The following is a 13,168-nucleotide window of genomic DNA, read 5'->3' on the forward strand; positions in this document are numbered from 1 at the left end:
CGGCATCCTGGTTATTTTTTTTAATTAAAACCATTGTTTCCGGCAGTATGGGCAAACCATTCGCCGCTCTTTTTCACCGTACGTTTTTGCGTGTCTAAATCTAACTGGACAAAACCGTAGCGGTTTTTATATCCGTTGAGCCAGGACCAGTTATCAATAAAAGTCCACATATGGTAGCCAAGACAATTACAACCTTCGCTGATGCCTTTATGTAGCCATTTAAGATGCTCAGAAACAAATTCAATGCGGTAGCTGTCGTTGATCTGATCATGCTCAACGAAACGCTGCTCATTTTCCACACCCATACCGTTTTCAGAAATAAAGCAGCGCGGGTTGCCGTAATTATCACGAAGATTAGTAATAATATCGTAAATACCAGGCTCATAAATTTCCCAGCCACGGTAAGGGTTCATTTTACGCCCCGGCATTTCGTAATAATCAAACAGCCACTCCGGCATAAACGGCGCATTTGGATTGACGGCAGTATCACGACATTTCACGCGACGCGGCTGATAATAATTGATACCGAGCAGGTCGATTTTCCCTTCGGCGATGAGCTGATTGTCGCCTGGCTGACAGGTTGGTAGCTGATCGTACTCTTTCAGCAATTCGACCAGATCCGCCGGATATTCCCCTTTTAGTACCGGGTCAAGGAAGCTGCGGTTAAACAGCAGATCCGCATGGTGCGCGGCTTTCACATCCGCCGGGTGCTGAGAGCGTGGATAAGAGGGCGTCAGATTTAGGATCACACCGATCTCACCGCCGTAGTTTCCGGCGCGATACGCCCGTACCGCTGTGGAATGCGCCAGTACAGTGTGATACGCCACGGTGGCCGCGCGTTTGAAATCCACCACGTTAGGGTAATGGAAGTCATACAGATAGCCGCCTTCCACCGGGACAATCGGCTCGTTAAAGGTGAACCAGTGCTTAACCCGGTTACCGAATAAGTTAAAACAGGTCTGCGCGTAGCGGCCAAACGCCTCAACCACCTCACGGTTTTCCCAGCCGCCTTTCTCCTGCATCACCATCGGCATGTCGAAGTGAAACAGGGTGATAAATGGCGTAATGCCTTGCGCCAGCAGCTCGTCGATGACGTTGTTATAGAAATCGACGGCCTCAGGATTCACCTCGCCAGTACCGTCCGGGATCAGGCGTGACCAGCTCAGAGACGTACGGAAGCTGTTGTGCTTCAGCTGCTTGAGCAGTGCGATATCCTGTTTCCAGTGCTGATAAAACGTTGAGGTGTCCGCCGGACCAACCCCCTGATGGAAACGACCTGGCTGGCGGTCGAACCACACGTCCCACGTGGTCTGGCTTTTGCCGCCGTTCAGGCTATCCCCTTCGGTTTGCAGTGCCGAGCAGGCACTGCCCCACCAGAAGTTTTCTGGAAAACGGTATCGCATTGTTATTGCTCCATTGCTATTTATACGTTCTGGCAACAATACGTTTTTTTGCGACACAGAAACCGGTTACAGTACTCATTTTACAACAAGATGTTTATAAATCCGGGCATTCAACTTTGCCAAGTGCTTCCCAGTAGTTGTTCTGGTTATTTCTTTGTATTGCCAGAATAGCCTCGCGGATATGCTGCTGATTACGTGTATCAGACATAATCGTTTTTTCCCACACGTCATCGGAGGGTGATCCCTGTGGGGTACAAATCTTGCGTAAGTCCTTCAATACAGTATTTTTTTCATGAACGGACTGTAGAGAGCCGTAAGCCGAATCGGCCTGCGCTAAACCCGACAGCGTGAAAAGAATGGCAATAAGCGGTAAAGCGGCTCGTTTCATGATAATAATCCTTGTTGTCGATGCGCATCATCTCAAGAGTAAGTGTAGACGGCATGCGCCTCACTCATCAGCCTGTGTTAATTTCTAAACAAATAATCAGCCAGAAGTTGTAGTTTTTCAGGAGGATAGGATGCAAATACAGATTACAGATACCATTACTGAAGACGATCAAAATGCCCTGCTTGCCGGATTGCGCGCCTACAACCGCCAGTTCCTGAGAACCACCAATTTTGGCGACCTGGCGGTGTACTGGCGCGATGAAAGCAATGAAATTCTGGGCGGGCTGATTGGCAAAATCAAAGGCGAATGGCTGTGTATTGATTTCCTGTGGATGCATGATTCGCTGCGCAAAGGCGGTTACGGCACAAAATTGATGCAGGCTGCCGAGCAGACAGCGCGTGAGAGAGGATGCCTGCATGCGCTGGTGGATACCATGAGTTTCCAGGCACTGCCGTTTTATCAGAAAAATGGCTATCAGCTGCAAATGACCCTCGATAACTTTCCGGAAACCGGCTCCGCGCGGCATTATTTGTCGAAAACGTTTTGATGACCGAAAGGTCTGGACGCCGCCTCACTTTCTTGCGCAGCAGAATAGTGTATGTTCTGAACAATCATTTATTTCTTAAGCGGTAAAGAGATGAGACGGATTGAGATAATACTGGGGGAGCTGGAACGGCTGACGCGAGGACTGAATCTTGCTCATCTGGCGCAGGAAACGGCGTTCACAGCAGAAGCTATCGGCTTTAACCTCGGACTGGCGCGCAACTCGGTCAGTAAAGATCTCAATCAGCTCTGGAACGACGGCCTGGCGATTAAAAGCCGCGGACGCCCGGTATTCTTTCTGCATCGTCAGACGATTGAAACGCTGCTGGGGCGCAAACTGGATGAGTCCGAGCGTGAAGTGCAAACCGTTGCCGACCTGTTACCTGTTCAGGAAAACCAGGCGACAGACGATCCCTTTTCTGGCCTGATTGGTTACGATCGCAGCCTGCGCGACGCGGTAGAAAAAGGCCGCGCGGCGGTGCTTTATCCCCACGGGCTGCACGTTCTGCTGACCGGTCCCTCCGGCGTCGGCAAAACCTTTTTTGCCGAACTGATGCATCGTTTCGCCTGCGAACGCGCAGTGGGAGCGTCGCCGCCGCTGGTTTACTTTAACTGCGCGGAATACGCCCATAACCCGGAGTTGCTTTCTTCGCACCTGTTTGGTCATCGACAGGGGGCATTTACCGGCGCAAATGAAAATAAACCCGGTCTGGTCGAGCAAGCCGACGGCGGCTATCTGCTGCTCGACGAAGTGCATCGTCTGCCGTATGAAGGTCAGGAAAAGCTATTTTCTATTCTCGACAAAGGCGAATACCGGCCGCTGGGTTCCAGCGCCGTGGCGCGGTCAATCTCGGTTCGTCTGATATGTGCGACCACCGAACCGGTAAGTTCGGCGTTGCTGCGCACTTTCCAGCGACGTATTCAGGTATGTATCGATCTCCCCGGCATCCGCCAGCGTTCGGTGGAAGAGCAGGTTGAACTGATCGTTGGCTTCTTACAGCGTGAGAGCCGCAAAATCGAGCGTACGATAAGCATCGACCGTACCTTGCTGCTCTGGCTGTTGAACAAGCCGCTGGAAGGCAACATTGGTCAGCTTAAGAGCGACATTCAGTTTCTCTGCGCCCAGGCCTGGGCCTCAGGGATGACCGAGCACAGCGACACGCTACAGCTGGATAAACGTCTGACCGAGATCCCCTTTAACGCCACGCCGGAACAACGTCTGTTGGTTGGAGCGCTGTTCGAAGGCAAAGAACACCTGAGCATCGATGCCCGCACGCTGCCTGCGCTGAAAAATTCGCTGGCCACCGGAGCCGAAATTGAAGAGAGCGATCTTTTCTACAGCTTCCTGACCCGTGAATATATCAACCTGCGTAACAGCAACGTGCCGCCAGCCGAAACGCTGGCAATCCTCAAAAACAAGCTCAGTTCGATATTTGAATATGGTCTCTACAGCCGCGACAGCGTGGCGCATCCTCCGCGCTATGGCGATCAGATTGAAGAGCGAGTCACGCTGTTGATCGGCTGTGTTGAGCAGGTGCTTGGTTTTACGCTGCCGGAAAATCTGGTTAACCCGCTGCGCAAACACTTCCTGGCGCTGATTGGCTATGTGCAGCGCGGCCTTATTCCGCAACTTTATTCTTCCAGCCTGATCCTCGATCGCTGCAAAGATGAATACGAAAACGCTACGCTGTTATGCCGAAAAATCAATGAACTGCTGCATATTCAGTGTCCGGCGACGGAGGTGGTCTGGCTGTGCCTGTTCCTCAAAGAGTGTCGCCATTACCGCCAACGGATTGACGCCAGTCCTGACTGCGGGGTGATTTTGATTGCCCACGGTGCGACGACCGCCACAAGTCAGGCGCAGTACGTGAATCGCGTGCTGGAGCGCGAGGTGTTCAGCGCTATCGATATGCCTTTCGAGCAGTCGGTGCACGACACGCTGGAAGCCCTTACGCACATGATCCAGACCCGGCAATATCGCCGATTGATCCTGATGGTGGATATTGGCTCGCTGGTCCATTTTGGCAGCACGATCAGTAAGTTATTCCAGATAGACGTACTGCTAATGCCCAATATCACGCTCACCAGCCTGCTGGAGATTGGGCTGGATTTAAGCTACGAAACCAGCGACTTGCCGCAGCTGGCGGCGTTGATGCAGAGCAAAAATATTCCCTGTCAGCTGTGTACTCCGCAGCAGGAAAACAGCGGTAAAGTGCTGGTTATCTCCTGCATCACCGGGATGGGAACGGCAGAAAAAATCAAAAAGGTGCTGGAAGAGAGCTTCGGTGAGTTAATGTCGCAGGATACGCGGATGGTGATCCTCGATTATAACGAAGTTCGCAGCCTGGAGCGCGTGCAGCAGGCGATTAACGCCAGTGAACGCCTGGCGGGAATAGTGGGCACTTTCCAGCCAGGACTGCCGGATATTCCGTTTATCTCGCTCGAGGAGCTGTTCTCTGAGCAAGGCCCCGAGCTGGTACTCAGCCTGCTGACGCCAGATCTCTCCAGCAGCGAACGCCGTCTGGAGATGGAGCGCAGCGCGATGCGCTTTATCAGCGCGTTGACTATGGAGAGCATCATTAACCATATTTCGGTGCTCAACCCGCAGCGTATTCTCAAAGAGATGGAAGGCGTGCTGAATCATCTGACCACCGCGCTTTCGCTCAAACCGAGCCGTCAGGTGACACTGCGCTTCCTGATCCACTGCTGCTGTATGGTCGAGCGTATCGTGATTAACCGCAAACCGTTACAGATGGCGCTGGAGAACAAGCCGGATCTGGATAATCGCGCGTTTAGTGTCATTAAATCCGCTTTCCTGCCGATCGAAGAGGCCTATGCCATTCGCTTATCGGACGCGGAATATTTTTATATCTACGAACTGCTGTATAGCTAATCCCTTTACTGGCGCGGCTTTCTGCCTCGCCAGCGCTCCTCTCTTCCCCGCGTGACACAAATTCTGGCACAGCCTTTGCTCTGTTTACCTATGTCTATGTAATCGAGCCAGGAGGCCATTTTGACTACCACTGAATCCTTGCCCCAGATCCTGCTGCTGACCCATGGCGGCTGGGGGCAACAGCTTTGCAACAGCCTGCGCATGGTGATGGGTGAAATCAAAGGCGTGACGGAAATTGCGCTGATGCCCGTTGATACGCTCGGCGAGTTTTATCAGCGCGTTGAAGCCGTAGTGAAAACCATGCCGGAAGGCTCACTGATCCTGACTGATTTTATTGGCGGCACCACCTCCAACGTGGCGGCGCGGCTGAGCGCCGATTACCCGGTGGCTGTTATTTCCGGGCTCAACGCCTCTTTGCTGTTGGAGGCGCTCGACAAACGCGAGCATGGCCAGTTGACCACCTGCGTGGCTGAACTGGTCGACGCCGGGCGTAGCAGTTGCCTGGACGTTGTCGCCCACGTGCGTCAATTACAACAATCACAATAAGGAATAAACATCATGGCAAACATCGTCTTATGTCGTATCGATAGCCGTCTGATTCATGGACAAGTGGTGACCAAGTGGGTTGGGCAATCTCAGGCCAACCGGATTGCGGTGGTTAGCGATGAGCTGGATGCCGATCCGTTTATGAAAAACATCTACCTGATGGCCGCGCCGCCAAACATCAAAGTGGATTGTTTCGGTAACCAAAGTTTTGCGGCAGCCTGGAAAGAAAACCAGCTTGGTGACGGCAAAGTGCTGGTGCTGTTCCCTTCTCTGGCGGCGATTCAGGAAGCGGTTCAGTTGGGGTTTGACGTCACTACCATTCAGGTCGGTGGGCTGGGCGGTGGGCCAAACCGCAAAGCGGTATTCCAGAACATTACGCTGGATGAAAAAGACGTCGGCATTCTGAGCGACCTGAAAAATCGTGGGATTCAGGTGTTCTTCCAGACTATCCCGGAAGATAAGCCTCAGTCGCTGGACGATATCCTGAAAAAATTCTAATTCTTTGATAACAGGGTACTTAACTATGGATACTTTAGTCTTTGCAAGCCTGATGGGGTTGTATTACTGGTTTGCCCGTTTACGCCTTGGCTACACCTTCTCCGCTATGCTGCTGCAACCGGTCGTGATTGCCGTATTCGTTGGCCTGCTGTTAGGCAACATGGAAACGGCGATGATCATCGGTGCCGGTATGCAGCTGGTTTATCTCGGCGTGACCTCTACGCCAGGCGGTAACGTCCCGTCGGATCCGGCGCTGGCCGCCTGTATTTCAATTCCTATCGCTGTGAAGGCCGGAATGGACCCGAACCTGGCTATCGCGCTGGCGATCCCGTTTGGCGTCATCGGCGTGTTCCTCGACCAGCTGCGCCGCACGTTAAACGCGGCATGGGTGCATATGGCCGACAAACATGCGGAAACGGCCAACATGGCGGGCATCATGCGCTGTGCATTCCTCTACCCGGCGTTGCTTGGCCTTGTACTGCGTTTCCCGGTGGTTTTCGCCGCCAACTATTTTGGTCAGGACGTGGTGGAAAGCTTCCTCAAGCTGATGCCGCACTGGCTGACGCACTCCTTTGAAATTATGGGCGGCATTCTGCCAGCGCTGGGCTTCGCCATCACCATTATGGTGATCGGTAAAAAGAGCCTGCTGCCGTGGTTTATCGGCGGATTCTTCGCAGTGCTGTACCTGAAGGTGGACATCATGGCGATGGCAATCTTTGGTACCTGCGTGGCTTTCCTGATTAAAGGTCTGGCGAAAAATGAAGGAGCAGCATGATGAGCAGCGACGTAATGCAACATGAACTGGTGGAGCGTGCGCGTGAAAGCGGCACGCTGACCAAAGCAGACATCACCAAAGCCTGGTTTATTTACTGGCTGGGCGCGGAAGTTTCCAGCTCCTATGAGCGTTTGCAGAGCCTGATTTTCTGCGCCTCGATGACGCCGATCATCAAAAAGCTCTACCCGCAAAAAGAGGAACAGGTAGAAGCGCTGAAACGCCATCTGAACTTCTTCAACTCAGAGCAGACGTTCGGGGCGGTGATTCAGGGGATCTCCATTGCGATGGAGGAACAGAAAACCCGCGGCGAGCCGATCAGCGATGCCTCAATTACCGGGATTAAAACCGGGCTAATGGGACCGCTGGCCGGGATGGGGGACTCCATCATCTGGGCAGCCGTGATGCCGCTGTTAATTGCCATTTTTATCCCGTTCGCCGCCAATGGCAGCGCGATGGGCGGAATTGTACCGTTAATCCTCTACCCGGCCATTACGTTGGCAATCAGCTACGGTATGGTGCACAAAGGCTATACGCTGGGACGTGACTCGATTATCGGTCTGCTGCAGGGAGGGCGAATTAAGGAACTGATCTACGGCGCGAACGTGCTGGGCCTGATCATGATGGGCGCGCTTTCTGCGAGCTACGTCAAGATCACCACGCCGTTAAAACTCAGCGCCCTGAAAGGCTCTGAAGTGGTGGTTCAGCAAATCCTCGACTCTATTGCCCCCGGTCTGTTGCCGCTGGCGGCGGTGTTCGCCATTTATTTCTATCTGGTGAAGAAAGGGCCGCGTTACACCACGATTTTGCTGTCGATTGTCGCACTCAGCGTGGTCTGCTCACTGCTGGGAGTGCTGTAAGCCATGACACAGAATATCTACCAACAATTGGGGCTAAAACAGGTCATTAACGCCTGCGGCAAGATGACGATTCTGGGCGTTTCCAGCGTCGCGCCGGAGGTGATGCAAGCCACCGCGCGGGCAGCTTCGGCCTTTGTTGAAATTGACCGGCTGGTGGACCGTACCGGTGAATTGGTTTCCCGCTACACCGGCGCGGAGGACAGCTATGTTACTTCGTGCGCCTCGGCGGGTATTGCGATTGCCGTTGCCGCCGCCATTACCCGCGGTGACCAGGCTAGTGTCACGCTGATGCCGGACAGCGCGGGTATGGCCAATGAAGTGGTCATGCTGCGCGGGCATAACGTTGACTACGGTGCGCCCATCACCAGCGCGATCCGCTTAGGCGGCGGACGCATGGTGGAGGTTGGCTCAAGTAATCTGGCGGCCCGCTGGCAGCTGGAGAGCGCGATTACCGATAACACCGCCGCGCTGCTGTACGTGAAATCGCACCACTGCGTGCAGAAAGGCATGTTGAGCATTGCAGACTTCGTACAGGTTGCGCAGGTTCATAACCTGCCGCTGATTGTCGATGCCGCCGCCGAGGAAGACTTACACGCCTGGGTGGCGAGCGGGGCGGATATGGTGGTCTACAGCGGAGCAAAAGCCTTTAACGCGCCGACCTCCGGGTTTATCACCGGGAAGAAACAGTGGATTGCCGCGTGTAAAGCGCAGCACCACGGAATTGCCCGGGCGATGAAGATCGGCAAAGAGAATATGGTTGGGCTGGTGTATGCCCTGGAAAACTATCATCAGGGGCAAACCGTGGTCACCGCCGAAGAGCTTCGCCCCGTGGCGCAGGCGATTTCAGCGATTCGCGGACTGGATGCGGATATTGAGCAGGACGAAGCCGGGCGCGCCATCTGGCGGATTCGTATTCGGGTTAATGCACAAGAGCTGGGGATGGATGCTTACGCCGTAGAAGCGCAGCTGCGAGAGGGTGATATCGCGATTTACGCTCGCCGTTACAACCTTCATCAGGGCGTCTTTAGTCTTGACCCGCGTACGGTCGCAGAAGGGGAAATGGCACTGATCGTGGCCCGACTAAAGGAGATTGCAGACCATGCAGCACATTAATTTTTATCGCAATAAAGTGGCTATTAACGTGCTGGCGAAGGATATCGCCAACGCCCGGGAAATCTATGATGCTGCCGAAGGTCACGCGGTGATCGGCATTCTTTCGGCGCAGTTCTCCTCGGTTGAGGAAGGGGTTAAGGAAGTAAAACGCTGGATGGTCGACGTGCCGTCGATTTCCGTGGGGCTGGGGGCGGGCGACCCGGCGCAGTATTACAAAGCGGCAATGATTGCCTCACAGGTCCATCCGGCACACGTCAACCAGACCTTTACCGGTTGTGGTTTTGCGGCAGGCGCGCTGGCGGCAACGGGCGGTGAACAGACCCATATCAACGCGTTAGTCAGTCCTACGGGCACGCCGGGGGAAGTGTTGATCTCCACTGGCGTCAGCAGCAGCCAGGGCACGCCAGCCCACGTTTCCTGTGATGCAGCGGTACGTATGATGCTGGACTCTGGCGCGCATGCGGCGAAGTTCTTCCCAATGGGCGGTGAGCAGTCCCTGCCTGAGTTGTACGCACTGGCGACGACAGCGGCACGCAACGGCATGACGTTGATTGAGCCGACCGGCGGTATCGATCTCGATAACTTCGGCATTATCCTGCAATCCTGTCTGGAAGCAGGAGTACCGCGCGTCATGCCACATGTTTACAGCTCGATTATCGACCCACAGACCGGTAATACCCGGCCTGCAGATATCATCAGGTTGATGGAGATAGTCAAAGCCCTGGTGTGATGTTGCCATCGTTGGAGAGCGAAAAGAGAATGCCCGGAGGTGCTCACGCCTACCGGGTATTTTTGCGAACATCATTCATGGAAAATGAATGCATTGCAGCAGCATCTATTTATCCTCGAAAGCGCCTCGCAAAGGGGTAATTTCCCTGATGTGGTCTGTGCCACTGGCGAGTAATGTCCCGTCATCTTGTTCTTCTGGTGACGGATCGCCATGCAAAAACCAACAACCTCTACGCCGCATGATGCCGTATTTAAAAAATTCTTAAGCCATCCAGAAACGGCACGGGATTTTCTTGATACCTATCTCCCCGCACCATTACGTGAACTTTGCGATCTGAATACACTGAAGCTGGAATCCGGGAGTTTTATTGAGGAAGACCTGCGTGCCAGTTATTCCGATATTCTGTGGTCGCTAAAAACGAGAACCGGTAAAGGCTATATCTACGCGTTGATTGAACACCAGAGTTCACCGGATGCTCATATGGCATTCCGGATGATGCGTTATGCCATTGCTGCGATGCAGAAACACCTTGATGCAGGACACAAAACGCTGCCGCTGGTGGTGCCGATACTTTTTTATCATGGCGTCGATAGCCCGTATCCGTACTCGCTGTGTTGGCTGGATGAATTTGACGATCCAGAAACTGCGCGGCAGCTTTATGGTGCGGTCTTCCCGCTGGTAGACATCACGGTGGTGTCTGATGATGAGGTTATGCAGCATCGGCGGATGGCGCTACTGGAGCTTGTCCAGAAGCATATACGCGAGCGCGATTTGATGGTGCTGGTGGATAACCTGGTTGCTCTGCTGGTTAAGGGATACGCTAATGACAGCCAGGTAGAAACGCTATTTAATTATCTGATGCAGTCTGGCAGCGCCCCGCGTTTCGAGGCGTTTATTCGCGAGGTGGCTTTACGCGTTCCCCAACACAAGGAGAGATTAATGACGATTGCAGAATGTTTACGTGAGTCGGGGCGAAGAACGGGGTTGCTAGAAGGCAAACGCGAAGGCAAACAAGACGAAGCGTTGCGGATAGCCCATGCCATGCTTGAGAAGGGGCTCGATCGTGAACTGGTGCTGATTATTACCGGGCTCTCCATTGATGAATTAACAACAGATTCCGACTAATTTTACTTTTTCCCATTATGCTTTTTTCTTCTTGCTGATGCTTTTTCGTTTTTTAAACCGCAGCGGCCTTGCCGCTATAGTCATTTCATTACTCATCAGGCGGTTATTGCAAAAGGATAAAACGTGAAACTGAAAATACCTTATTTCGGGGCTGGGGCGGCGGTATTACTGGCGGGATTATTGCTGGCAGGATGCGATCAGCAGAGCAGTGATGCAAAGCATATTAAAGTGGGTGTGATTAACGGTGCCGAGCAGGATGTGGCGGAGGTCGCGAAGAAAGTCGCGAAAGAAAAATATGGCCTTGAGGTGGAGCTGGTGGGTTTTAGCGGTTCTCTGCTGCCCAACGATGCCACCAATCATGGTGAGCTGGATGCCAACGTCTTCCAGCATCGTCCGTTCCTCGAACAAGATAATAAAGCACACGACTATAAGCTGGTTGCGGTGGGCAATACCTTTGTGTTCCCGATGGCCGGTTATTCGAAAAAGATTAAAACAGTCGATCAACTGCAAGACGGTGCGACGATAGCGATACCTAACGATCCAACCAACCTCGGGCGGGCGCTGTTGCTGCTGCAAAAAGAGAAGTTAATTACGCTGAAAGCGGATACCGGCCTGCTGCCAACAGCGTTGGATATCACTGAAAATCCGCGGCATCTGAAAATTATGGAACTGGAAGGCGCGCAGTTGCCGCGCGTATTGGACGATCAGAAAGTGGATGTAGCGATTATCAGTACCACCTACATCCAGCAAACCGGTCTTTCCCCGGTACATGACAGCGTATTTATCGAAGACAAAAACTCACCGTACGTGAACATCCTGGTGGCGCGAGAAGACAACAAAGATGCCGAGAATGTGAAAGAATTCCTGCAATCTTATCAGTCACCGGAAGTGGCAAAGGCGGCAGAAACTATCTTTAACGGCGGCGCGGTTCCGGGTTGGTAATCGTGACCCGTTGTCGCGCCGGTTGGGGTTAAACCGCTCTGGCGCGGCGACGTGAGTCCATTGAGATCAGTACTACCGATGAGAGGATTAAAAGCGTGCCCAGCCAGTCTGGCAGGGTAAACGTAATACCTAACAACAGTAGTGATAGCAACGCGCTGCTCAACGGTTCTGCGCAGCTTAAAATGCTCGCTTTCGGTCCGCCAATCATCTGCGCGCCTTTCAGGTACAGGCTAAACGTCAGCGACGTGCCGATGACCACCAGATAGAAAAACGCCAGAATCAAACTGCCATTCACCACGAAATTAGTGCCCTGTCCGGCATAAAACGGCAGCAGGATCATGCCGCCGATTAACATACTCCAGCCGACGACCGGCAGCGTGCCGTAGCGCGCGATAAGCGTTGAGGGGTAGGTGGTGTAGAACGCGGCGGCAAACGCCGAGGCAATTCCCCAGAACAGCGCGGCAGGTGAGATAGACAGCGACGTCGGGTTACCGTGGGTGACCAGTAAGAAGGTACCGATGAGCGAGGTGAAGATTGCAGTCAGCACTAAAATCCCCGGTCGAGCTTTGCGCACCACGGAAAACCACGCCACGATAATGGTCGGTGACAAAAATTGCAGCACCGTCGCGGTGGCGGCGTTGGATTTTTCAATGGTCAGCAGAAAGGTGAGCTGTACGGTGAGCGCTCCAACTACGGAAAAAATCAGCAGGCTGATGGCGTCTTTGCGGTTTTTGATAATGGAGAACACTTTGTCGCCGTGAACGAAAGAGAGCATCAGCAGAATCAGCCCGGCGAAAATCAGACGTGTCATGGTCAGAAACTGCGACGACATCTGACTTTGCTCCATGATGTACTGCGCGCAAACGCCTGAACTTCCCCACAATACGGCGGCAATCAGGACGTTCATCATCCCTCTTCTGGTGGAACTCATCTTTCCCTCGGCATGTTGTTTTGTTTTATTTGTGTGCAGGCATCATAGCAGAGATAGCGAAGCGAGTGAGACATGACTGGTGTAGCCCCCCACGCGGCAGGGGGCTTCGGTAGTTATTTTATGGCGCAATCGGCGTCAGATAATCCAGCCGTAGCGGTTCGGCTAGCAGATCGTTCATTTGTAGAATGAACGCCTGGAAATGTGGCAGAGCGATATGTTCGTCCAGACCGGCCTGTCCGCGCCAGGATTCGCGCACGTAAAACACATCCGGCGTGTCGCGTAACTGGAACAGGGCATATTCAATATTGCCCGGCTCCCGGCGAGTAGGCAGTAACAGAGCCTGCAGTGCCTGTTTCAGTGCATCGATTTTCCCTGGTTTGGCTTTCAGTATCGCAATAATTGAAATCACTTCTGAATCGGACAT

General features: G+C 53.3%; 14 protein-coding genes. 10 read left to right on the plus strand and 4 right to left on the minus strand.

Annotation, left to right across the window (positions count from 1 at the left end; all coding sequences use genetic code 11):
- Positions 1 to 20 precede the first annotated feature (20 nt).
- Entirely contained in the window at positions 21 to 1,403 is a 1,383-nt protein-coding gene (gmuD, locus tag OGX67_RS02450; RefSeq protein ID WP_257651371.1) for a 6-phospho-beta-glucosidase GmuD, read from the minus strand.
- A gap of 94 nt (positions 1,404 to 1,497) precedes the next feature.
- Complete coding sequence (locus OGX67_RS02455; protein WP_008323809.1) at positions 1,498 to 1,791, minus strand: YicS family protein; 294 nt, start codon at positions 1,789 to 1,791, stop codon at positions 1,498 to 1,500.
- Between the two features lie 130 nt (positions 1,792 to 1,921).
- On the opposite strand from OGX67_RS02455, the gene OGX67_RS02460 reads away from it, so the two are divergent.
- The 10 genes from OGX67_RS02460 to nlpA all read left to right on the plus strand — a co-directional run bounded on the left by OGX67_RS02460 (position 1,922) and on the right by nlpA (position 11,813).
- Complete coding sequence (locus tag OGX67_RS02460) at positions 1,922 to 2,338, plus strand: GNAT family N-acetyltransferase (protein WP_003023951.1); 417 nt, start codon at positions 1,922 to 1,924, stop codon at positions 2,336 to 2,338.
- A gap of 90 nt (positions 2,339 to 2,428) precedes the next feature.
- Entirely contained in the window at positions 2,429 to 5,227 is a 2,799-nt protein-coding gene (gene dagR / locus OGX67_RS02465) for a transcriptional regulator DagR (protein ID WP_257651370.1), read from the plus strand.
- Positions 5,228 to 5,347: 120 nt separating this feature from the next.
- Complete coding sequence (locus OGX67_RS02470) at positions 5,348 to 5,773, plus strand: PTS sugar transporter subunit IIA (RefSeq protein ID WP_003023957.1); 426 nt, start codon at positions 5,348 to 5,350, stop codon at positions 5,771 to 5,773.
- 12 nt (positions 5,774 to 5,785) lie between these two features.
- The gene (locus OGX67_RS02475; RefSeq protein WP_126317202.1) at positions 5,786 to 6,271 is read left to right on the plus strand and encodes a PTS sugar transporter subunit IIB; all 486 of its coding nucleotides are present in this window, start codon (positions 5,786 to 5,788) and stop codon (positions 6,269 to 6,271) included.
- A 25-nt stretch (positions 6,272 to 6,296) separates the two neighbouring features.
- On the plus strand, positions 6,297 to 7,046 hold the full coding sequence (locus OGX67_RS02480) for a PTS mannose/fructose/sorbose/N-acetylgalactosamine transporter subunit IIC (RefSeq protein WP_003023960.1): 750 nt from the start codon (positions 6,297 to 6,299) through the stop codon (positions 7,044 to 7,046).
- Positions 7,043 to 7,903 carry a PTS system mannose/fructose/sorbose family transporter subunit IID gene (locus OGX67_RS02485; protein WP_005121522.1) on the plus strand — a complete coding sequence of 287 codons (861 nt, stop codon included), beginning with the start codon at positions 7,043 to 7,045 and terminating at the stop codon, positions 7,901 to 7,903. Before OGX67_RS02480 ends, OGX67_RS02485 begins: the two co-directional genes overlap by 4 nt.
- 3 nt (positions 7,904 to 7,906) lie before the next feature.
- Positions 7,907 to 9,016 carry a D-glucosaminate-6-phosphate ammonia lyase gene (gene dgaE / locus OGX67_RS02490; protein ID WP_257651369.1) on the plus strand — a complete coding sequence of 370 codons (1,110 nt, stop codon included), beginning with the start codon at positions 7,907 to 7,909 and terminating at the stop codon, positions 9,014 to 9,016.
- Positions 9,003 to 9,746, plus strand: a complete 744-nt coding sequence (gene dagF, locus OGX67_RS02495; protein WP_057063287.1) for a 2-dehydro-3-deoxy-phosphogluconate aldolase — start codon at positions 9,003 to 9,005, stop codon at positions 9,744 to 9,746. The genes dgaE and dagF overlap by 14 nt, the downstream gene beginning before the upstream one ends.
- A gap of 210 nt (positions 9,747 to 9,956) precedes the next feature.
- Positions 9,957 to 10,871 carry an Rpn family recombination-promoting nuclease/putative transposase gene (locus tag OGX67_RS02500; protein ID WP_257651368.1) on the plus strand — a complete coding sequence of 305 codons (915 nt, stop codon included), beginning with the start codon at positions 9,957 to 9,959 and terminating at the stop codon, positions 10,869 to 10,871.
- Between the two features lie 123 nt (positions 10,872 to 10,994).
- Positions 10,995 to 11,813 (plus strand): lipoprotein NlpA, encoded by an 819-nt coding sequence (nlpA, locus tag OGX67_RS02505; RefSeq protein WP_257651367.1) that lies wholly within the window; start codon positions 10,995 to 10,997, stop codon positions 11,811 to 11,813.
- Positions 11,814 to 11,841: 28 nt separating this feature from the next.
- On the opposite strand, the gene OGX67_RS02510 is transcribed toward nlpA, so the two are convergent.
- Both OGX67_RS02510 and OGX67_RS02515 read right to left on the minus strand, forming a co-directional pair.
- The gene (locus tag OGX67_RS02510; protein WP_003023973.1) at positions 11,842 to 12,744 is read right to left on the minus strand and encodes a carboxylate/amino acid/amine transporter; all 903 of its coding nucleotides are present in this window, start codon (positions 12,742 to 12,744) and stop codon (positions 11,842 to 11,844) included.
- Between the two features lie 118 nt (positions 12,745 to 12,862).
- Positions 12,863 to 13,168, minus strand: coding sequence for a putative quinol monooxygenase (locus OGX67_RS02515; RefSeq protein WP_048218854.1), 306 nt, complete (start codon positions 13,166 to 13,168; stop codon positions 12,863 to 12,865).

It is taken from the genome of Citrobacter sp. Cf118, assembly GCF_030334095.1.
Lineage (GTDB): Bacteria > Pseudomonadota > Gammaproteobacteria > Enterobacterales > Enterobacteriaceae > Citrobacter > Citrobacter freundii.

Bases quoted from the DNA above. Each gene is read 5' to 3' on its own strand.
- gmuD (WP_257651371.1), bottom strand. From the start codon at position 1,403: ATGCGATACCGTTTTCCAGAAAACTTCTGGTGGGGCAGTGCCTGCTCG.
- OGX67_RS02455 (WP_008323809.1), bottom strand. From the start codon at position 1,791: ATGAAACGAGCCGCTTTACCGCTTATTGCCATTCTTTTCACGCTGTCG.
- OGX67_RS02460 (WP_003023951.1), top strand. From the start codon at position 1,922: ATGCAAATACAGATTACAGATACCATTACTGAAGACGATCAAAATGCC.
- dagR (WP_257651370.1), top strand. From the start codon at position 2,429: ATGAGACGGATTGAGATAATACTGGGGGAGCTGGAACGGCTGACGCGA.
- OGX67_RS02475 (WP_126317202.1), top strand. From the start codon at position 5,786: ATGGCAAACATCGTCTTATGTCGTATCGATAGCCGTCTGATTCATGGA.
- OGX67_RS02480 (WP_003023960.1), top strand. From the start codon at position 6,297: ATGGATACTTTAGTCTTTGCAAGCCTGATGGGGTTGTATTACTGGTTT.
- OGX67_RS02485 (WP_005121522.1), top strand. From the start codon at position 7,043: ATGATGAGCAGCGACGTAATGCAACATGAACTGGTGGAGCGTGCGCGT.
- dgaE (WP_257651369.1), top strand. From the start codon at position 7,907: ATGACACAGAATATCTACCAACAATTGGGGCTAAAACAGGTCATTAAC.
- dagF (WP_057063287.1), top strand. From the start codon at position 9,003: ATGCAGCACATTAATTTTTATCGCAATAAAGTGGCTATTAACGTGCTG.
- OGX67_RS02500 (WP_257651368.1), top strand. From the start codon at position 9,957: ATGCAAAAACCAACAACCTCTACGCCGCATGATGCCGTATTTAAAAAA.
- OGX67_RS02510 (WP_003023973.1), bottom strand. From the start codon at position 12,744: ATGAGTTCCACCAGAAGAGGGATGATGAACGTCCTGATTGCCGCCGTA.
- OGX67_RS02515 (WP_048218854.1), bottom strand. From the start codon at position 13,168: ATGTCCGATTCAGAAGTGATTTCAATTATTGCGATACTGAAAGCCAAA.